Genomic DNA, 18,180 nt, shown 5'->3' on the forward strand with positions numbered 1-18,180 from the left:
CTGCCAGATCGTGAAAAATCAATAGGTTGGCGGGCCGCAGCCGGGCAAACCGATCACAGCAGGCCGAGCGAGCGCAGTTCCGCCGCCAGATGGGCCGGCAATTCGTCGCCCTGCCCGCCCGCTTCGGACAGGTCCCTGGGCGCCGTTTCCGGATTGAGATAGCGCCATCCCTGGAACGGGCGGTGGGGCGTCGGCACGGTGGCGACCAGTTGCGGGTCCATTCCAAGAATGCAGCAGTTCTCCCCTTCCTCGTCCACGGTGGTGTCGATGGCGATCACCCGCTGGCGGGCGGCGACAGAACCGCGGACTACCCAATAGATCGAACCGCCGGCGAGGATTTCCTCCCCCCGCTTCGGCACGCGGCGCGTGAACACGGGAATCATCGACCGGCCGTCGACGGTCTGCGCGCGGCGCGCCTGCACCGCCGCCAAATGGTCGAGGTCGTCGATCCCGACGGCGAGCTTGATAAGATGCAACGGCATGAAAGGCTCAAGGTAGAAGGGGTGGCGGGACGGGGTCGCTGCCGCAGATGGGAACCCACGGCAGCGTTTCCAGCCATGCGTTGTTGGAAGCGCGGCGCGCGGGTCAGGCCGGTACGTTGTTGAGGGACCGGCAACGCTCTTCGAACGGCGGGGTGACGAAGTCCGGCTTCTTGAAGAGGCCGCGCATCCAGGCCGTCAGCGTGCAGAGGTCTTCCAACCGCACAGTTTCATTCAGGGTGTTCTCGGGGAAGGTCAGCTCGAAGGTTTCGGCGATGTGGTCCAGAACCTGTTCGAGCTGCTCGGCGGTGAGGCCGATCCCACCATCCAGCACGGCGTTGCGGGTCAGAACTTTTTCATCCACGCCATATTCGTCACGGATCAGTTTCACGATCCAGCGGAACAGATGCATCCAATTGGTAATCCCGAGGATCGGCTCCGACATACCCCGCCCCTTGTGTACCGCGACCTTGGCGCAAAGAATGACACGCATTCTTTGCAAATTCATTGCGTGAAAATGCCGCTTCCGTAAGACGGCGGCGGCGCTCATAGAATACGGCCCATGCGCGCCGCTTATCTCAACCTCGCCCTGTCGATGGCCCTGGTCGGCCTGTCCGTTCCAGCGTCCAAGGTGATCGTATCCCATATCCCACCGCTTGTGGCGGCGGAAATGCGCTTCGCCCTGGTCGCGGTGCTGCTGGCGCCCTTTGCCCTCAGGGGTGGAACGGCGGCGATGCCGCGCAATGGCCGGGACTGGACGAGCCTAACCCTGCTCTCCCTGTTTGGCATGGTGCTGTTCAACCTGTTCCTTCTTTATGGGCTGCGCGAGACCAGTGCGGTGGCCGCTGGAATCATCACCAGCACCATCCCGGCCATGACGGCATTGGGGGCGGCGCTGATCCTGCGCGAGCGGATCGGAGCCGGCAGCGCCGCGGCCATCGCCCTGGCGGTCGTTGGCATGGTCGCGCTGAATCTACGCCCCGGTGGCGGCGGTGGACCGGACGATTCCGTCGTCGGCAACGCGCTGGTGCTGGGCGCGGTGGTGTCGGAGGGGCTGTACGGAGTCTTCGCCCGGCAGCTCGGCGGGCGGATTTCGCCTCTGGCTTTGACCTGTCTGGCGAATGTGCTGGCGGCCACGATGATGGCGCCGGGTGCGCTGGCCACGCTGGGCGGCTTCGATCCGGTCGCAGTTCCCGGCTGGGTCTGGCTGCTGTTCGTGGCGTCCGGCCTGACCGGCGGCTTGCTGGCGGTGGTGCTGTGGATGCGCGGGATCGCCCATGTGCCGGCCAACCGGGCCGGGCTGTTCACCGGGCTGATTCCGGCGGCGGGCGTGTTGGCCGCCGTGCTGTTCCTGGGCGAGGCCTTCACGCTCGCCCACGCGGCGGGACTGCTGTGCGTTCTGTTCGGAATCGCGATGGGGACGGGAGCGCTGCGCCTGCCCAGGCGATTCACGCCGGGGTAACGCGCAGCGCGCCCTGAATCACATCGTTTCCTGAACCAGAGCTTCCTGTACCAGGGCCACGCCCTTGACCTGGGCGTAGACCGGCTGGCCCGGCGACAGCCCCAGGGCGTCCCAGCTCTTGCGGGTGACGCGGGCGAGCAGACGCGCCCCCCTCCCCTCCTCGCCCAGGGCCACGACGGCCATCATCTGGACGTCGTCGTGCCGCTCCGCCGCGACGATGCGGGCGGGAAGCGCGTTCAGGATGGTGCTGCCCTCCGGCGGGTTGCGGGCGAGGCTGACGTCGGACGCGGCGATGCGGGCGCGCCGCGCCGTCCCCTGCGGTCCGAGGTCGCCCGGAACGAGCAGATGGCCGCCATCCAGCCGCAGCAGGGTCAGGCCGTAGGCGTCCTCCCGTCCCGCCACCACCGCGGGCAGGGTTACCCCGGCTTCGGGCATGCGGGCGATGGGCAGGGTGGGATCGGCCTGAAGCTCCTGCATGGGGCCGGCGGCGACGACACGCCCCTGGCGCAGCAGCACCAGATGGTCGGCCAACCGCTCGACCTCCGCGATGTCGTGGCTGACATAGAGGACGGGAACGGACAGGACACCGTGCAGCCGCTCCAGATAAGGGAGGATCTCCTCCTTGCTGAAGCGGTCGAGCGCCGCCAGGGGCTCGTCCATCAGCAGCAGGCGCGGTTGCGAGAGCAGCGCGCGGCCCACGCCGACCCGCTGGCGCTCGCCGCCGGAGAGATGCTCGGGCGAGCGGTCGAGCAGATGCCCCAGCCCCAGCAGGTCGACCACGTCGTCCAGGCGGATGTGCTCCGGCACGCCGCGCCCCACCGTCCGGCGATGACCGAACAGCAGGTTGGTGCGCACCGACAGATGGGGGAACAGGCTGGCCTCCTGGAAGACGTAGCCGATGGGCCGCTTGTGCGTCGGCCGGAAGGTTCGCCCCTCCTGCCAGACATCGCCGTCCAGGGCGAAGCGCCCGTTCAGCCGCTGCAATCCGGCCGCGCAACGCAGCACCGAGGTCTTGCCGCAACCGGACGGGCCGAACAGCGCGGTGATGCCGCGGCCCGGCGCCTCGAACGCCACGTCCAGAGCGAACTGGCCGAGCGTCCCGTGGAAATGCACCGACAGGCTCATCGCCCGCCCCGCCCGATGCGCTTCTCCAGCATCATCATCGTCAGGATCACCGTGAAGGAGAAGACCAGCATGCCGCCGGCCAGCAGATGGGCCTCGTCCCATTGCAGCGTCTCGACATAGTCGTAGATGGCCACCGAGAGGACCTTGGTCTGGCCGGGGATGTTGCCGCCGATCATCAGGACGACGCCGAACTCGCCCATGGTGTGGGCGAAGCCCAGCACGGCGCCGGTCAGGAAGCCACGGCGGGCCAGCGGCACCGCCACGGTGAAGAAGGTGTCGAGCGGCGAGGCGCGCAGCGTCGCCGCCGCCTCCAGCGGGCGGTCGCCGAACGCCTCGAAGGCGTTGCGGATCGGCTGCACCACGAAAGGCATGGAGTACAGCACCGACCCGATGACCAGCCCTTCGAAGGTGAAGGCCATGGAGCGGGCGCCCCACAGGGAGGCCAGCCACCCACCGGGGCCGTTCGGCCCCAGCAGCATCAGCAGGTAGAAGCCCAGAACCGTCGGCGGCAGGACCAGAGGCAGCGCCACCACCGTGGCCACCGCCTCCTTCCACCAAGCTCCGGACCGCGCCAGCCACCAGGCCAGGGGGGTGCCGACGATCAGCAGGATGACCGTCGTCAGCGCCGCCAGCTCCAGGGTCAGGATGATCGGTTGCCAGCTCATCGGCGGGCTGTCCTTACCAGGGAGGCCGGCATGGTCAGTTCGGCGCCCTCGTGCCGTAGCCGTACTTGGAGATCACCGCGGCTGCCTCCGGCCCCTTCAGGAAGGCGAGGAAGGCCGTGGCGGCCTCGTTGCCGGCGCCCTTCTTCAGCAGGACGGCGTCCTGGAAGATCGGGTCGTGCAGCGTTTCCGGAATCGGCCAGCGGGTGCCGTCCGGCTTGGCAATCACCTGGGACAGGGCCACGAAGGCCAGCTCGGCGGCGCCGGTCTCGGCGAACTGGAAGGCCTGGGCGATGCTGTTGCCCTGGACGATCTTCGGCTGGATCGCCTCGTAGACGCCCATCTTCTTCATCGTCTGCACGGCGGCGAGACCGTAGGGCGCGGTCGCCGGGTTGGCGATCGACAGCTTCTCGAAGGCGCCCTTGCGCAGCGTGCCCTCGCCCAGCGGCGCGTCGCCGGCCTTGGTCCACAGCACCAGACGGCCGACGGCGTAGGTGAAGCGGGACTCCGGAACGGCCAAGCCCTCCTCCACCGCCTTCTTCGGGGTCTCGTCGTCGGCGGCGAGGAAGACGACGAAGGGCGCGTCCTGCTTGATCTGGGCGTAGAACTGGCCGGTCGCGCCGAAGCTCAGGACGGCCTTGTGGCCGGTCTTCTGCTCGAAGGCGGAGGCGATCTCCTTCGCCGGGGCGGTGAAGTTCGCGGCGACCGCGACGTTGAATTCGTCGGCCTGGGCCGTCGCCGAGACGGACAGCAGCGCGACGGCGGCAAGCAGGAAACGCGTCATTCGAAAACTCCTTCCGATCTATCGTCAATCCACCGCAAGAATGATGTGCGATGCGTCGATCAGCGCGCAGGCCGGGTCGCCGGGCTTCAGGCCGATGTCATCGGCGCTGCGCAGCGTGATGATGGCGGTCAGCGTCTTGCCGCCGCCGATGTCCAGGGTGATCTCGCTGTTGACCGCGCCGTCCTCGCGGCGGGACACCACGCCTTCCACGCGGTTGCGCATCGAGGTGCGCTTCGCCTCGTCCGCCGGGGCGAGGATCACGAAGGGCGCCTTGATCAGCGCCGTCGCCGCGCGCCCCGGGAACAGGCCCAGGTCGCGCACGCTGTCGCGGGTGATGATCGCGACGATCAAGGTCTGGTCCGAGATGGCCAGGGTGATTTCGGCGTTCACCGCCCCGTCGGTGATGGCGGTGATGGTTCCGCGAAGGGCGTTGCGGGCACTGGTGCGCATGAAGAATCCCCACATCAAACTGGCCGCCGACAGGCCGGTGCCGTTGAGTTCCGGTTCCAGCACCTGGAAGGCGCGGACCATCTCGCTCTGCAGACGGTGGAAGGTGGCGACCAGCCGCACGCCGTCCGGCGTCAAGGCGGTTCCGCCGCCGCGCTTTCCGCCGGCCTGCGCCTCGACCAGCGGGCGGCCGAACAGGTTGTTCATGGCGTCGATGGCGTCCCAGGCCGCCTTGTAGGTGACACCGACCGACCGCGCCGCGCCGGAAATGCTGCCCTCGCGCCCCACCGCCTCCAGCAGCCGGATGCGCTCCGCGCCGATCGGCGACGCGTGCGGCCCGGCGAACGACACCTGCGGTTGGACGGACATGAGTGGGCACCCCGAATTCGCTATATACGTTAGCTATATAACCATTCTCGGAACAGGGGAACCAGCGCTTTTTGCCTGAATCGTCATCTTTCCAGGAATATCGGCGAGAGGGTGCAGGATATCGGTCTGAACAACCGTTCAACCCACGAAATGCATCGTGCAAACAATGCATGGCATCCGCCCACTCTGCCGATTTTCTAAGCGTATTTTGGTATCAGTCGTGGGTTTATTGCTCGCTTGGCAGCGCAATCGACGGATTACGGAAACAGGACTGTCAGTTTCCGCAACATCATGGCCCATGAGCCATCCGCAGGCCGTGCCGCCCGCCGCCTTCTGGGCAAGGGCTGGCCGGATGCGGCGAATCCAATATGTAGATGACCTATACAGCGGGAGGGAGGGCGGAGCGCTGCCGCCCCGTCAATCCACCAGTTCCCAGTCGAGCGTGGACACGACGCGGACGATCTTGTCGATCTGCCGGCTTTCCATGATGCCGGGGGCCTCGTCACGGGCGAGGATCTGGAACAGACCCTGATTGGCGCGGCGGATGCCGCCCAGGGTGGCACCACTGTCGGTCGCGAACTGGGTCGCCGCCTCGCGTGCCTTGGCGGTCGCCTCGGCGATCATCTCGGTCTTCACGTCGTTCAGCCGCGTGAACAGGTAGTTGGGGCCGGAGCCCATGCCCGGCTCCCCGCCCAGGGTAACGCCCTGGTCGAGCAACTCCGCCAGATTCTGGCTGGCGCGGTCGACCCGCTCCACGTCCGGGCTGCGGATCATCAGGGTGCGGGTGAGGATGTAGCGCTGATCCGCCGGCCCCTGGCGGTAAGCCTGGGCGAGCAGGTCCACGAGATCGAGCGAGCGCGAAACGACGGCGTCGGCGCTCAGCTCGTAGCGTTCCAGAAAGGCCAGCACGGCCTTTTCATCGGCTGCCGTCTTCGCCTGGACGGCGGACAGGTCGTCGCCGGTGGCGACGAAGCGCACCGGCCAGAGCGCGAGGTTCGCCTTGACCTCGCGCTCGGCGGAGCCCTTCACGGTGACGAAGCGGTCGGCCAGCCGGACCTGGGCGACCTCCCGCCCCGCCGACCAGCCCGCCACCGCGATCCCGATGGCGAGAAACGCCGCCGCAGCCAGCGCCGTCCGGTTTCCGATCATCCCACTCTCCCTCGTCGCTCTCTGCGGAGCATGGCGGAGGATTGTGGCGAAGCTCAGGCCGGAGCGGCGCCCCGCGGCGGTATCAGATCACCAGCGTCACACCGTCGTCAGCCAGACGCACAGCAGCGCGTAGGTGACGGGAAAGACCACCAGACACCAGCGGTCCAGAAGCAGGGACTTCGCCGCGTTCCGCTCGTAGATCATCAGCGACACCGCGCTCTGCATCAGGCTGAGGAAGATCATGCCCATGGAGGCGAGGTTGACCCGGTCCGACAGGGTGAAGCCGCTGCTGCGCGGCAGGTCGCTGGCGATGACGAAGTAGCAGGCGACCACGGCGAACAGCGCGCCGATGCCCAGTCCGAAGCGGGGGTCGAGGTCCACCGGCTTCACCAGGAAGGCCAGGAAGGCCACCAGCGAGGAGATGAAGATGGTCGAGAAGGTCTTGATGTAATAGACCGAATCCGGCCGCTCCAGGGTGATCGCGTGGGTATAGCGGGAATAGACCGACTCGTGGTTCTTCGGCAGGGTGATGTCGCCGTAGTTGGTGCGGTAGCGGTGCGCCGAAATGGTGGCGCCGTTGCTGGTCAGCGTGTAGCCCGAGACGTCGACGTCGGGATCGAGCGTGCTGTTGTCGGTGTCCGGCACATAGACGAAGTGCTCGGCCGTCAGGTCGCTGTCCTCAATCACCAGACGGATGGTCTGGGTGTCCAGGGGGAAGCGGCTCACGTCCCAGGGCTGGTTCAGAACGGCCTGGACGCGCGCCTGCCCGTAGTTGGTGTCCTTCAGCTTGCGGACCGGGGTGGGCGTGCGGGATTCGATCCGCCCGTTCATCAGCTCGAACGTCTCCAGCGGGTTCAGGGAGTCGTCGTCCCAGCGGAACCAGACGTAGAAGTCCACATTGACCTGATTGTCGCGGAGGTTCACCCCGGTGATCTGGTTGACGTAGGTGCCGACCACCACCTTCGCCGGCTCCGCCCATGACGCTCCGGGCAGGCCGGTCATAAGGATGGCGAGGAACGCCAGCGCATACCGAATCATGATGCCCTCTCCTTTCCTGCCGGATGTCAGTGCGCGTGGCTCTTCTTCACCAGCACGTCCATGGTCGCCAGCAGCACGCCGGAGACGATGAAGGTGACGTGGATGGCGACCAGCCACATCAGGTCGCGGTCGGACACCTCCGACACGTTCATGAAGGTCTTCAGGATCTGAATGGAGGAGATCGCCACGATGCTGGCGATCAGCTTCACCTTGAGCGCGCTGAAATCCAGCTTGCCCATCCATTCCGGGCGGTCGGCGTGGCCGGCGACATCAATCTTCGAGACGAAGTTCTCATAGCCGCTGAAGATCACCATCAGCACGAGGTTGCCGACCATCGTCAGATCGACCAGCCCGAGCACGATCAGGATGATGTCGTTTTCCGTGCCATGAATCAGAAGCGGCAGTGCGTGCACCAGTTCCAGCGCGAAGCGCCAGCCGATCATCAGCAGCGCGCCCACCAAGCCGACATAGAGCGGCGCCAGGAGCCAGCGGCTCTGGAACATCACCTGCTCCAGGAAATGCTCGGCCCGGCGCGCCGGACCGCGGCGCCTCTGACCGTTTCGGGACAGGAGGGCGGTGTCGCCGGTCAGGGCCGACGGGTTCGACTGGGTCATGACTTGCTCGCCAATGTGATATCGCCACGGATTTGGCCGATTTTCCGGCCGTCGATCTGGTGCTGGTAGGTCATCTGCAGCTGGTCGAAGGCCAGCGAGATGGTCTCGGTGCCGTTGCTGCTGTCGTCGTCGTCGACCGACAGCACGTACTCCGTGATCTGCGTGTTCTTCAGGATGATGGTCAGGTACGGCTCGGCAAAGATGTCGCTTTCGCCGAAAAACTCGCCGCCCTGCAACTGCGCGAAGGTGCGGAAGAAGTGGATCGTCGCGGTGACGTCCTTCTTCTGCGGATCGAAGGCCGCCTGCATCAGCTTGGGCGAGGCAAGGTCGAAGTGGCGCTCCAGCTTCAGGCTGTCGACGCCGAGCTTGTCCTGCTTCTGCGCCTTCCGGCCGCTGAAATAGGAGGTCTCCTCGATCGGGTCGTCGTAGTTGAAGCCGCCGACCTCGCGCTTGCCCGAGGACAGGTCGAAGCTGACGCAGTCGGCCAGATTCTTGTAGTTGCGGATCAGCGACTCGCCCTTGATGCCGGGATAGTCGAGCAGAATGCGGGGCATGGCTCAGCGCTCCTCAAGCCGCAGAAGGCCGAAGATCCGCCCGACCTCGCCGCGGTCGCCCAGCAGCTCGGCGTACAGCTCCGGCAGGGACAGGTTCCCCCAGGCGGCGGCTCGGCGGACAAGGTAGGAGGTCGGGCTGTGCGGCTCCTCCCGCGCCAGGAAATCGGCGATCTGGTGGAGCATCGCGTAGGCCTCCTGCCGGGTCCGCGGCCCGCCGGAGCGGGTGAAGGCGGCGGCGGGGATGATTTCGGCGGACGCGTCGATGGTGGCCCCCTCCCCGCCCTCGGCCTCCTCCGGCGCGGCAGGGGCGCCGTCCGGATCGATGCCGCGCTTGGCGAGCGCTTCGCGGTGGAACTGGATCAGGCTTTCCAGGGTCTTCAGAAGCTGGCTGAAGCCGGGAGCGGCGCGGCCGGCCACGGCGTCCAGTTCCGCCGCCAGGGTGCGCACCGCCGTCACCGTATCGCGCAGATGACCGTGCTGGGTCTGGTAGAAGTCGGGCGGCGTGCGGTCCTGCGCGGCGAGGATCTGCTCGACCGTCACCTCGCCGTCATCGACCGCCGCGTGGAAGGCGCGCGGGTCGCGAGTGGCGAGCTTGCGCAGGCGCTGGGCGTTCTGCCAGTCCTGGAAACGGTGCGTCTCGTCCGTGTGCGGCCCCGGCTGGGTGATCGCAGTTGCCATCAGGTCACGCGACAGCTGGCTGTCCAGCCAGACCAGCGGCGCCAGCCGCGGCTCCGGATCGCCGTCGTCCAGGCGCGGGTAGAGGCCGTCCCAAAAGTCCTCGACCAGCCCGTGGACCAGCAGGAGTCCCGGCGCCAGCCCCGCCGGGCCGTGCAGGTGGCCCAGCGCCTGGACCAGCCACGCCGCGACCTGGAGGTCCTTGGTGCGGGTCGTCAGCAGGTCCGAGGACTGCTGGACGACGCCCTTCCAGTCGGCCTTCTTGACGGTGGTCTGCCAGATGCCTTGGTCCAGATCGTCGTCCATTCGGCGCGCCTCGGTCAGCGCGTCGAACTCCGGCCCGTGGCGCAGGTCGTCGCCCGCCGGATCGTCGCCCGGGATGGGCTGGAGCAGGGCGCCGATGTCGATCAGCGGGTGGGGCGTGGTGGTCATGGTGCTGCTCACGGGAAGCGTTGGGCCGCGGGGCGGAGCATCGGGGATTGGGACGGCGGGGTGCCCAGATCAAAGAAGGCGCGGTCCGCCGGAGCCACCGCGCCCGATGGCGCCGGCCAGCCGGCCAGACCCGGCATCCGCCGCATGGAGCCGACCGGGGCGAGCGGCGGCGCCTGCGCGGGCAGCGCCGGCACGGCCACCTTCTCCTCGCGCGGCGGCTTGCCGTCGGACAGAACGGTGCGCTTGACCGCCAGCGTCATGAAGACCCGCACGTTGGGCTTCACCGCGGGTTGCGGCGTCGCCTGCGCCACCGGAGCGATCGGCATCGGGGCAGCGGCGGCAGCTTCCTTGACGGGGCCGCTGGCCGTGGCTTCGAACAGCAGCAGCGGCTCGGTGTCCGGGCCGGGGCGGCGGTCGCGCTGCGGCGCGGCCTGTCGGCTGGCCAGGGCGAACAACGCCCAGGGACCGTCGTAGTCGAAGCGCAGCGAAGGCCCATCCACCGTCACCCCCGCACCGACTCCGGACACGGGAAGCACCGTGCCGTCCTTGGCCCAGCGCAGCGTCACGCTAAGCTTGTCGCCGGGGTACCAGCGCAACGGCGTCCGCGGCAGCATGCTGGACAGGGCGCCGTTCGGCGTGGCGAGCTTCCATTCGATGATGTCGCTGCCCCCGGCCTCACGGCCGCGGTTGACGCGGAAGGCGGGGTCGAGCGCCAGGCCGCCGCTCTGGTCGGGGGTCACCGCGGCGATCAGCAGCGGGCGCGCCCGCTCCATCGTCTCGACGAAGCGCAGCGCTTCCCGCCCGGCGGTGCCGAAGCGCTCGCCGCGCCGCAGCCCCTCCAGCACGAAGGCCGAGCGCGCGTCGAACCGCTCGTAGAAGGCGCGCACCGTCGCCGGGTCCGCCTCCTCGCCCGCCACCGCGGCGGCGGCGAAGGGGAAGCGGCCGGCCAGCATCTCGTTGAAGGACGCGGCCATGTCCACGTAGGCGTCGTAGACGCGGGCGTCGGCGGCCAGCACGCAGCGCGTGGCGATCCACTGCTTCAGCTCGGCCAGACGGCTGCGGAAGAAGTCGTCGGGCACGCCGTCGATGGCGCCGAGATTCTGGCAACCGGCGGCGTCCACCGCGGCGCTTTCCACCGTCACGAATTTTTCGAGCTGCGCCAGGGAGCTGTTCGGGCGACCGCCGTCGTACTTGTCCAGTTCGGTGATGATGCGCGCCCACTTGGAGGCGGCGCCCGAACCGGTGCCGGCGCCCATCACCGGACGCTCCAGGATCTCCACCACCGGGGCGGCGATGTCGCGGGCGAGCACCGTCACCTCCTGCCGGGCATTGCCGAGATAGAGCGCCAGTCCAGCCGGCGTGGTCTGCCCGAACAGCAGGTGCGGCACCAGCGGCCCGTCCACCCAGACGTCCAGCGCGTGGGCGTCGGGCCGGTAGAGCTGGTCGCCCTCCAACAGCCGGTCGGCCTGGGCCAGAACGGAGTTGGCCTGCCGGGCCACCGTGTCGCGGATGGTGTCGGCGGAGGTGGTCAGCCCGATCTGGCGGAAGGACTGCATGGTTTCGGCCAGAACTGGGAAGGCGGTGCGCAGCGCGTGGGCCGAGGCGCGGAGCTGCGCCAGCCCACCCGCCCGGTCCACCCCGCCGCCCGCCGGGCTGCCGGCCAGGGCGCGGGCGAGGATGCGCTCCACCCCCTGGCGGCGCTGGTGCTGCGCCGCCGCCCGCATGGAGGTGCGCAGCATGGCCGGCGCCTGCGGCAGGTCCTTGGCGTCGAACAGCAGATAGTCCTCGACCAGCGGCGGGATGCTGTCCAGCGCGGCGCGGTCCCAGCCGGCGCCCACGGCGGGCATCGCCCACGCGCCCCTGTCGTCCCTCCTCCTGAAACCGGCGGGCACACTCACCCCCCAGGGGGGGCGGAACTGCCCCTCCGCCGGGGCCCAAGCGGGGCCCCCCCTGCGGGCCCTCCCCCAGGCGGCCGATCACCGAGTCCAGGCTGCGGGCGCCGACGCCCGCCTCGTCGTAGCGGCGCTGCGCCAGATCCAGGATGTCGGCGCGCAGGTTCGGGCCGAGCAGGTCGGACTTCTCCAGCCGGCCGAGCAGCGCCTCGAACTCCGGCGGCAGGACGGGGCCGTTGGCGCCGATCCAGGCGCCGCGCTCCGCCCCCAGGCCGCGGGCGGCGTCCTCCAGGCTCGACAGCACCTCGGCGTAGGCCGCCGCCGCGTCGGCGCCGGACCGCGCTCCGCCGGCCAACAATTCCAGCTCGCTGGCGGCGACCGACAGCCGCGCGGCGGCGAGGCCGCCCATGGCGAGGTCGCGCAGATAGGCGTCGGCGTACTGCCGGAAACGGCGGCTGACCTCGGCCCGGTGGGCGGTCAGGTCGATGGGGCGTTGCGCGCCCGGTCCCGGCGCCGGGATGGCGGTGCCGCCCGGCGGCTGGTCGATCTCCCAGCCGTGCAGCCGCGCGGAGAAGCCGCGCGCCACGCCGGAGCCCAGCGCGAAGTCCAGCACCTCGTCCAGCGGCAGGGTCGGATCGCGGGCGTCGACGTTGTTGTAGGCGCGGGCCAGCCCCTCGGCGATGCCGACCTCGCCTGCGAAGGCGCGCAGCCGCTCGAAGGCGCCCGCCCCGCCGGCCCCACCCCGCCGTCGCGGGTCAGTCGGCGCAGCCGGTCCTCGGCCACGTCGCGCACGGTCGACAGGGCCAGCCGGCGGTAGCCGACGGCCAGCGCTCCCGACACCGAATCCGGGACGCCGCTGATCCAGGAGGCCGGCAGCGGGTTGAAGGTCCAATCGGTGGGCAGCATCGTCACGCCCTGCACGAAGCGGGCGGCCGGATCGCCGTAGGCGGCGGTCATCGGCGCCCCGGCCTCGACCGCCGGGCGCTGGTCGGCGAGTTGCTGGAGCCCGCCCGGAATGTCGGCCAGCACCGGAACCAGCCGGTCCGACAGGGTGGAGGCGCGCTGCACGCCCATCCACAGCAGCAGGATGGCGGCCAGCGCGGCGGCCCCCGTCCCCACCGGCCAGGAATAGCGACGCCACGCGCGGGACGCGGCCAGCGCGCGGGTCGGCTTGGGCAGGCCGGCTTCGGGGAAGATCTTGCGGTTCAGCAGGTCGCGCCCGAACAGCGCCGCCGCGTCCGGATCGGGACGGCCGGTGAAGTAGATGCCGCGGACGTAGAGCGTTTCCTGATAGGCGGTGCGCTTGAAGGCGGTGCCGAGCAGGGCGCGCAAGGCCGCCTCCGTCCCGGTCAGCCGCTCCGTCAGGGCGAACAGCGGGGCGCCGTCCGGCGTGGCCGCAGCACCGAACACCTCCAGCTCCACCGCCAGCAGGCCGTCCGCCAGCGATTGCAGCGCCTCGCTCACGAAGTCGGGGGAGAAGGCCGTCTCCAGCGCGTAGGGGCTCGACCAACCGAGCATCCCGCCGGTCAGGGACGGCGGCAGGGCGTCGGCCAGCGCCGCGAAGCCGGGGGCCTCCTCGCAGCCCGTCACCACCACATAGACCGGCAGGGCGAAACCCAACGTGCGCTGGATCTCCCACAGCCGGGCGTACAGCTCCGTCCCGCGCGCGGTGGCGCGGCGCACGTCGTCCAGCTCGGCCAGCGGAACGGTCAGGATCAGCCCGTCGGCGGGCAGCATCGGACGGCGGCGGCCCAGCAGGTCCAGAACGCCTGCCCAGGCGGCGCGGGGATCGTCTACATCGATGACCACCGCCCGGTCGTAGAAGCGCCAGGAGAAGCCGGCGTGCCGCTCGGCGGTCACCGGGGGGCGCACCTCCTCCGCGCAGGACAGCAGGCCGGCGTCGTCCGATGCGGCCACGCCGGTGCGCAGATACCAGGGCACCAGATAGACGTTGCGCGACAGCGTCTCGCGATAGGCGGCCAGACCGTCGCGGAACAGGCGGCGGATGTCGCGGATGGTGACGTCGGGCGCGGTGGCGGCCAGCGCCGGGACCGCCCCGCCCTCCTCCGCCGCGGCGTCGGGCGGCGGTAGGGCGGCGGGTTCCGCCGGGGCGGGCGGTGCCGCGCTGCGGGCGCGCAGCAGGATCGCCGCCATCACCGCGATGATCAGCAGCACGAGGACGAGAAGCCCCGCGAAGACCCAGATCTGGTTGCCGGCGATGCCGGACAGGACCGCTGCCAGGAGTTCCATGACCGTCCTCTCCCGTCAGCGGGTCACGCGGACGGATGCCTGAAGCACCGCGTCCGCCGCGTTGGAAAGCTGTGCGGTGGACATCCACCAGAGCGCCTGACCCAGCACCAGCCACAGCCCGGCGATGGCCCCCAGCACCAGCGGCCAGCGCGGCCCGCGCGCCAGCGTGCGCGCCTTGCCGTCGGTCAGCGTGTAGGCGTAGGCGGCGGGGATCAGCGTGCGCCCGCCGGGCAGCACCCCGGCGCCCAGCTCGGACTCGCGGCCGGCGATGAACTCGAACAGGCGGGCGCTGTAGTCACGCAGGGTGGATTCGCCGCCCGGCACCCGGCAGCGCCCCTTGAACCCCATGCCGAGCACGCAGAGGTAGACCGCCGCCAGTTGCACCAGCCGCCGGTCGTTGCTGGCGAGCAGCGCCTCCATCCGGTCGAACACCCGCTCGCCGGCCAGACGGGTGCGGAACACCGCCTGCTCGAGCAGCACGCTGCGCCACAGCTCCCGCCCGTTCCATTCCACGTCGTGGATGAACAGGTCGTCGGCCAGCGCCGCCATGGCGTATTGCGCCTCGCGGTGCTGGCTGATCATCAGGTCGGTGCCGGTGCGCCCGACCTGGACCGCCTGCGCTTCCAGGAAGTCCTGAAGGCGGCGAATGATGATCTCGGCGTCGGGCTCCAACACCAGGGCCGGCACCGCCGCGGCGGCACCGCGGGGCGCCGGGATGGCCAGGGCGTCCTCGGTCAGGAAGGCCGGCAGGCTGTCCGCCGTCTCCCCAGCGGCGCCCTCGGGCTTCGCGGCGGCGGCGGGACGACCCGCCCCGACCGCGGCGCGGTGCTTCCGGAGTTCCCGCGCGAAGGCGAGGAAGTGATCGACCAGATCCCGGCGGTGCAGCATGGCGGTCATTCCCAGCCTCAGGCGCTGACGAAGAGGGTGATCTCGACGGGGCGGAAGCGGCTGCCCAGCGAGTCCGGATTCCAGATCTCCAGCCGCTCGCCGGGGACGATGTAGCGGGGATCGACCTTGATCTCGAACGGCACCACGCCGCGCGGGGCGGCCACCCCGCCCTCGCCGCTGTCGTCCAGCGCGACGCGCTCGGCCCCCTTGACGCGCAGGCCGGACAGCGTCTCCAGCCGCGAGCGGGAGGCGACGATGCAATTCTCCATCCAGGCGGCGACCTCGCTGACCGGGGCGGAGGCCGGGCCGCGCACGCCGACGACCAGCCGGCCCTTCAGCCAGGCCTCGTCCATCGGCAGCCCGAACATGCCGTCCTCGAAGGTGAAGGGGATGCGGGCGACGCCCTCCTTCACCCGGTCGATCATGCGCAGGATGAAGTCGCGCACCTCGCCGAAGCTCGCCATCGGGTCGTCGTGGTCGTAGCGCGACAGCTTGGCCGGCACGGCGCCGCTGGCGAAGGCCGACAGGTGCCCGGCGAGCGTGCACAGCGACATGTAAACGTCGAACGGGTGGCAGACGCCGACGCCGAGTTGCGCCTCCAGCGGCGGCAGGCCGGTGACGAGGCTGCGGATTTCCGCCCGCGCGGCCTCGGCCAGCTCGGTTGCCGGGTTGCCGTTGCCGACACCGGAGCGTTCGGCCAGGAACAGCGCCTTCTCGCGCACACGCCGCACCACCTCCGCCCCCAGCCGGCCGAGCGGCGCGTTGGCGGCGACGGTCAGCGCCGGCGGCACGAAGTCGGTCAGCACGAAGGCGTCGTTGCGGAAGGTCGCCTGCGCGATCGGCATCGAGACGAACTTCTGCGGCGGCTTCTGCGTCGGGCCGGTGGTGGCGAACAGGGCCAGCCGCGGGCGCAGCCGGGCGATCGACAGTTCCTCCCCGCCATGCTGGTCGGCGACCGGGGCGCCCTCGACCGAGACGTAGCGCGGCGTCTCCCCCGGCCCCGGCGCGCGGTCGCCGCGGGCGGCGGGAACGATCAGGTGGATGGTGATCTGCGTCTGCCCCACCGGGTCGGCGTAGGCGGAGATGTCCACCTCCAGCGGCTCGTCGATCCCGGCGCGGTAGTCCACGACGAGGCCGTCGGGCAGGATCGCCTCCAACTCCCGCACCTGGACCAGCCCGGAGACGAGTTGCACGCGGTCGACCTGGAGATGGACGACGCCCCAATGGAAGGGCCGCGCCTGCCGGACATGGTAGGTCAGCTGCCGCTCGTGCCGCAGCGCCTGCTGCTGGAAATGCTGCGGGGCCAGCAGCATCCCGTCGTGCCAGTCGATGGCGTCGGGAATGTCGCGCGCCTCGGTCATGCGGTCCTCACGGAGAAGGAAAGAACATCACGGAACCAGTTCGACATCCTTGTCCCCGGCGGTGAGGGTCAGCGTTCGTGTGTCCGGCACGCGCAGGCGGTGCGGTCCCGGCGTGGAATAGTTGGCGAAGACCAGGATCGCCCAGGCCGGCTCGCCCGGCGGCAGGTCCGCCTTCAGCGTCTGGCCGGGGACCAGTTCCCAGCTCGTCACGCCGAGCGTGGTCGGATGGTCGCGCATGGACTGCTCGCGTTGGCCGAACCACTCCGTGGCGGTCAGCGCCCCCAGCTTGTCCACCAGCGCCTTGTCGCGAACGGACACGAGGTCGATGGCGACCGGCGTGGTGTCGTTGGCAGCGGGGGCGACCGTGAAGGACACGCTGTCCAGCGCGGCGCGCGGCTTGTCCGCGCATCCGGCGGCGAACAGCGCCAGCGCCAGCGCGCCGGCCGTTGCCAATCGCGGCCCCACTCGTTTTCCGTTCACCGGACTCATGGCGTTCAGCGCTCTCCCGCTTCGGCAAGGGTGACGACGGTTCCGGACACCCCGTTCGCCCGCGTCAGCGCGTCCAGCGCGCGGGCGGCCTCGTCAGCGGCGGCGTAACGTCCGGTGCGCACGGCGTAGGGGGCGTTGCCGCCCGGCAGCGGCGCGAAATCGACCGTGCCGCGCACGCCGCGCTGGGCGGCGGCGGCGGCGAAGGACTCCGCGTTGGCCGGGGTCGCGAAGCGCCCGAGTTCGATGGCGTAGTGGCGGACCGGCGCCGGGCCATCTTCCTTCAGGGCGTCCAGCCGGTCGTTCAGCGTATCCTCGACAACACCTTCCACGCTGTTGCCGGCGAATTCGGTGACGCGGTAAGCGGATTTCTCGATGACGTGGGCGGCGGTGCCGGCCATCCAGCCGGGCAGGAAGCGGCGGGCCGCATCCGCGGCGCCGCGGGTCATCGGCTCGGTCGCCGAAATCGCCCGCCCGCGCGCCTCGTCGCTGAAGATGTCCGCCGTCTCGATCACGCCCTGGCGGGCCTCGAAGCTGTCGGCGATGTTGCTCCGTGCCATCGCACCCAGTCCGCCGCCAGCGGTAGACGCCGCGGCGGGCACAGTGGCGGGAGCGGAGGCCGACGCCACCGGCGTGTTGTCGCCGCCGGTCAGGATCAGCGCCGCCAACACCGCGCCCAGCAGCAGGGCCACGACGGTCAGCACGGCGACGCCGGCGGCCAAAGCCGCCACCTGCCATCGTCCGAGCGTGATCGTGGTCATCGCGGAAAATCCTGAGGAAGAAACCGTCGGGCGGACCGCTCGCCGTGCAGGGTGACGGCCCAGCCTGATAGAAGCATCCCGGCGGCCCAAATCCGCGCGCTGTCTGGTTCGTTCTGGCGTAGTCCCGCGGAGGTTTCGCGGCGATGGACCGGAGGCCCGTCCCGTCCTGCGGAGAAGCCCGCAAATCCGGTGGGTTATCCCGTTGGTCCGAACTGGATCATTCGCCGCCGCCGGCCTTCGCGGGTTGGGCGGCGGGAAGCGGCTCCTCGACCACCACGCCGCCGATCCCGGCGGTCCGCTCGAAGGATGGGCGGCGCGCCTCGGCCTGCCAGCGGTCGGCGAAGGCGCCCGCGCGCACGCGGTGCCACTGCCCGCCGGCGGCGTCCATGGTTTCGACGATTTCCACCGGAAGGCCCCGCTCGACCAGCGCCGCCGCGAAGTCCTGGGCGTTCCCGGCGGAGCGGAAGACGCCGAGTTCGATGGAGAAGCGCGCCGTCGCCGCCTTCACGGCGGCAACGGGGCGGACCGGGACCGCGGCCGGCGCAGCCTTCTCCGGCTCCGTCTTCGCCGCGTCCGGCGGTGCTGCGGTCGGCGGTGCTGCGGTCGGCGAAGCGGGCGCGGCGTTCGCCTCTGCGGGCGCCGTCTCCTCCGCCGTACCCGGCAAGGATCCTCCGGCCAGGAAATAGCCGCCCGCGAAGGCCACCAGAAGGAGGAGCAGCGCCAGCACGCCGATCAGGAGTTTCTTCATGGCT

Annotated in this window: 19 protein-coding genes; 1 reads left to right on the plus strand and 18 read right to left on the minus strand. The window is 70.1% G+C overall.

Annotated elements, in window-relative coordinates; translation table 11 throughout:
* Nucleotides 1-53: 53 nt before the first annotated feature.
* Both ACWPXE_RS04685 and ACWPXE_RS04690 read right to left on the minus strand, forming a co-directional pair.
* Nucleotides 54-482, minus strand: a complete 429-nt coding sequence (locus ACWPXE_RS04685) for a DUF1489 family protein (RefSeq protein WP_454016877.1) — start codon at nucleotides 480-482, stop codon at nucleotides 54-56.
* 103 nt (nucleotides 483-585) lie between these two features.
* Nucleotides 586-1,029 carry an acyl carrier protein gene (locus ACWPXE_RS04690; RefSeq protein ID WP_454016878.1) on the minus strand — a complete coding sequence of 148 codons (444 nt, stop codon included), beginning with the start codon at nucleotides 1,027-1,029 and terminating at the stop codon, nucleotides 586-588.
* Nucleotides 1,030-1,041: 12 nt separating this feature from the next.
* On the opposite strand from ACWPXE_RS04690, the gene ACWPXE_RS04695 reads away from it, so the two are divergent.
* Nucleotides 1,042-1,941: a DMT family transporter gene (locus tag ACWPXE_RS04695; protein WP_454016879.1), complete on the plus strand. Its 900-nt coding sequence runs from the start codon at nucleotides 1,042-1,044 to the stop codon at nucleotides 1,939-1,941.
* 18 nt (nucleotides 1,942-1,959) lie between these two features.
* Here the strand turns inward: ACWPXE_RS04695 and modC are convergent, their stop codons facing one another.
* The 16 genes from modC to ACWPXE_RS04775 all read right to left on the minus strand — a co-directional run bounded on the left by modC (nucleotide 1,960) and on the right by ACWPXE_RS04775 (nucleotide 18,176).
* Nucleotides 1,960-3,066 (minus strand): molybdenum ABC transporter ATP-binding protein, encoded by a 1,107-nt coding sequence (modC, locus tag ACWPXE_RS04700; protein ID WP_454016880.1) that lies wholly within the window; start codon nucleotides 3,064-3,066, stop codon nucleotides 1,960-1,962.
* Nucleotides 3,063-3,731 (minus strand): molybdate ABC transporter permease subunit, encoded by a 669-nt coding sequence (modB, locus tag ACWPXE_RS04705; RefSeq protein WP_014198586.1) that lies wholly within the window; start codon nucleotides 3,729-3,731, stop codon nucleotides 3,063-3,065. The genes modC and modB overlap by 4 nt, the downstream gene beginning before the upstream one ends.
* 34 nt (nucleotides 3,732-3,765) lie before the next feature.
* The gene (gene modA, locus ACWPXE_RS04710) at nucleotides 3,766-4,512 is read right to left on the minus strand and encodes a molybdate ABC transporter substrate-binding protein (RefSeq protein WP_454016881.1); all 747 of its coding nucleotides are present in this window, start codon (nucleotides 4,510-4,512) and stop codon (nucleotides 3,766-3,768) included.
* 24 nt (nucleotides 4,513-4,536) lie between these two features.
* On the minus strand, nucleotides 4,537-5,328 hold the full coding sequence (locus ACWPXE_RS04715; protein WP_454016882.1) for a TOBE domain-containing protein: 792 nt from the start codon (nucleotides 5,326-5,328) through the stop codon (nucleotides 4,537-4,539).
* Between the two features lie 417 nt (nucleotides 5,329-5,745).
* A complete protein-coding gene (locus ACWPXE_RS04720; RefSeq protein WP_454016883.1) occupies nucleotides 5,746-6,477 on the minus strand; it encodes an SIMPL domain-containing protein in 732 nt (243 codons plus the stop codon).
* Between the two features lie 96 nt (nucleotides 6,478-6,573).
* Nucleotides 6,574-7,515, minus strand: coding sequence for a hypothetical protein (locus ACWPXE_RS04725; protein ID WP_454016884.1), 942 nt, complete (start codon nucleotides 7,513-7,515; stop codon nucleotides 6,574-6,576).
* A 26-nt stretch (nucleotides 7,516-7,541) separates the two neighbouring features.
* A complete protein-coding gene (locus ACWPXE_RS04730; protein ID WP_454016885.1) occupies nucleotides 7,542-8,129 on the minus strand; it encodes a TIGR00645 family protein in 588 nt (195 codons plus the stop codon).
* Complete coding sequence (locus tag ACWPXE_RS04735) at nucleotides 8,126-8,683, minus strand: Hcp family type VI secretion system effector (protein ID WP_454016886.1); 558 nt, start codon at nucleotides 8,681-8,683, stop codon at nucleotides 8,126-8,128. Before ACWPXE_RS04735 ends, ACWPXE_RS04730 begins: the two co-directional genes overlap by 4 nt.
* Before the next feature lie 3 nt (nucleotides 8,684-8,686).
* Nucleotides 8,687-9,790 (minus strand): type VI secretion system protein TssA, encoded by a 1,104-nt coding sequence (gene tssA, locus ACWPXE_RS04740; RefSeq protein WP_454016887.1) that lies wholly within the window; start codon nucleotides 9,788-9,790, stop codon nucleotides 8,687-8,689.
* Nucleotides 9,791-9,798: 8 nt separating this feature from the next.
* The gene (locus ACWPXE_RS04745) at nucleotides 9,799-11,637 is read right to left on the minus strand and encodes a hypothetical protein (RefSeq protein WP_454016888.1); all 1,839 of its coding nucleotides are present in this window, start codon (nucleotides 11,635-11,637) and stop codon (nucleotides 9,799-9,801) included.
* A gap of 522 nt (nucleotides 11,638-12,159) precedes the next feature.
* Nucleotides 12,160-13,932, minus strand: a complete 1,773-nt coding sequence (locus ACWPXE_RS04750; RefSeq protein ID WP_454016889.1) for a type VI secretion system protein — start codon at nucleotides 13,930-13,932, stop codon at nucleotides 12,160-12,162.
* Nucleotides 13,933-13,947: 15 nt separating this feature from the next.
* Entirely contained in the window at nucleotides 13,948-14,829 is an 882-nt protein-coding gene (locus tag ACWPXE_RS04755; RefSeq protein WP_454016890.1) for a DotU family type IV/VI secretion system protein, read from the minus strand.
* Nucleotides 14,830-14,837: 8 nt separating this feature from the next.
* Entirely contained in the window at nucleotides 14,838-16,181 is a 1,344-nt protein-coding gene (gene tssK / locus ACWPXE_RS04760) for a type VI secretion system baseplate subunit TssK (RefSeq protein ID WP_376999336.1), read from the minus strand.
* 27 nt (nucleotides 16,182-16,208) lie between these two features.
* Nucleotides 16,209-16,634: a hypothetical protein gene (locus ACWPXE_RS04765; RefSeq protein ID WP_454016891.1), complete on the minus strand. Its 426-nt coding sequence runs from the start codon at nucleotides 16,632-16,634 to the stop codon at nucleotides 16,209-16,211.
* A gap of 41 nt (nucleotides 16,635-16,675) precedes the next feature.
* Entirely contained in the window at nucleotides 16,676-17,428 is a 753-nt protein-coding gene (locus tag ACWPXE_RS04770) for an SPOR domain-containing protein (RefSeq protein ID WP_454016892.1), read from the minus strand.
* A gap of 217 nt (nucleotides 17,429-17,645) precedes the next feature.
* Complete coding sequence (locus tag ACWPXE_RS04775; protein ID WP_454016893.1) at nucleotides 17,646-18,176, minus strand: SPOR domain-containing protein; 531 nt, start codon at nucleotides 18,174-18,176, stop codon at nucleotides 17,646-17,648.
* Nucleotides 18,177-18,180: the final 4 nt, after the last annotated feature.

This window comes from Azospirillum sp. Marseille-Q6669 (assembly GCF_965111635.1).

Excerpts from the sequence above, each read along its gene's own strand:
- ACWPXE_RS04735 (WP_454016886.1), bottom strand. The coding sequence starts at position 8,683 with ATGCCCCGCATTCTGCTCGACTATCCCGGCATCAAGGGCGAGTCGCTG.
- ACWPXE_RS04750 (WP_454016889.1), bottom strand. The coding sequence starts at position 13,932 with ATGGAACTCCTGGCAGCGGTCCTGTCCGGCATCGCCGGCAACCAGATC.
- ACWPXE_RS04690 (WP_454016878.1), bottom strand. The coding sequence starts at position 1,029 with ATGAGCGCCGCCGCCGTCTTACGGAAGCGGCATTTTCACGCAATGAAT.
- ACWPXE_RS04695 (WP_454016879.1), top strand. The coding sequence starts at position 1,042 with ATGCGCGCCGCTTATCTCAACCTCGCCCTGTCGATGGCCCTGGTCGGC.
- modA (WP_454016881.1), bottom strand. The coding sequence starts at position 4,512 with ATGACGCGTTTCCTGCTTGCCGCCGTCGCGCTGCTGTCCGTCTCGGCG.
- tssK (WP_376999336.1), bottom strand. The coding sequence starts at position 16,181 with ATGACCGAGGCGCGCGACATTCCCGACGCCATCGACTGGCACGACGGG.
- ACWPXE_RS04775 (WP_454016893.1), bottom strand. The coding sequence starts at position 18,176 with ATGAAGAAACTCCTGATCGGCGTGCTGGCGCTGCTCCTCCTTCTGGTG.
- ACWPXE_RS04730 (WP_454016885.1), bottom strand. The coding sequence starts at position 8,129 with ATGACCCAGTCGAACCCGTCGGCCCTGACCGGCGACACCGCCCTCCTG.
- ACWPXE_RS04720 (WP_454016883.1), bottom strand. The coding sequence starts at position 6,477 with ATGATCGGAAACCGGACGGCGCTGGCTGCGGCGGCGTTTCTCGCCATC.
- ACWPXE_RS04685 (WP_454016877.1), bottom strand. The coding sequence starts at position 482 with ATGCCGTTGCATCTTATCAAGCTCGCCGTCGGGATCGACGACCTCGAC.
- ACWPXE_RS04715 (WP_454016882.1), bottom strand. The coding sequence starts at position 5,328 with ATGTCCGTCCAACCGCAGGTGTCGTTCGCCGGGCCGCACGCGTCGCCG.
- ACWPXE_RS04755 (WP_454016890.1), bottom strand. The coding sequence starts at position 14,829 with ATGACCGCCATGCTGCACCGCCGGGATCTGGTCGATCACTTCCTCGCC.
- ACWPXE_RS04745 (WP_454016888.1), bottom strand. The coding sequence starts at position 11,637 with ATGCCCGCCGTGGGCGCCGGCTGGGACCGCGCCGCGCTGGACAGCATC.
- tssA (WP_454016887.1), bottom strand. The coding sequence starts at position 9,790 with ATGACCACCACGCCCCACCCGCTGATCGACATCGGCGCCCTGCTCCAG.
- modB (WP_014198586.1), bottom strand. The coding sequence starts at position 3,731 with ATGAGCTGGCAACCGATCATCCTGACCCTGGAGCTGGCGGCGCTGACG.
- modC (WP_454016880.1), bottom strand. The coding sequence starts at position 3,066 with ATGAGCCTGTCGGTGCATTTCCACGGGACGCTCGGCCAGTTCGCTCTG.
- ACWPXE_RS04770 (WP_454016892.1), bottom strand. The coding sequence starts at position 17,428 with ATGACCACGATCACGCTCGGACGATGGCAGGTGGCGGCTTTGGCCGCC.
- ACWPXE_RS04725 (WP_454016884.1), bottom strand. The coding sequence starts at position 7,515 with ATGATTCGGTATGCGCTGGCGTTCCTCGCCATCCTTATGACCGGCCTG.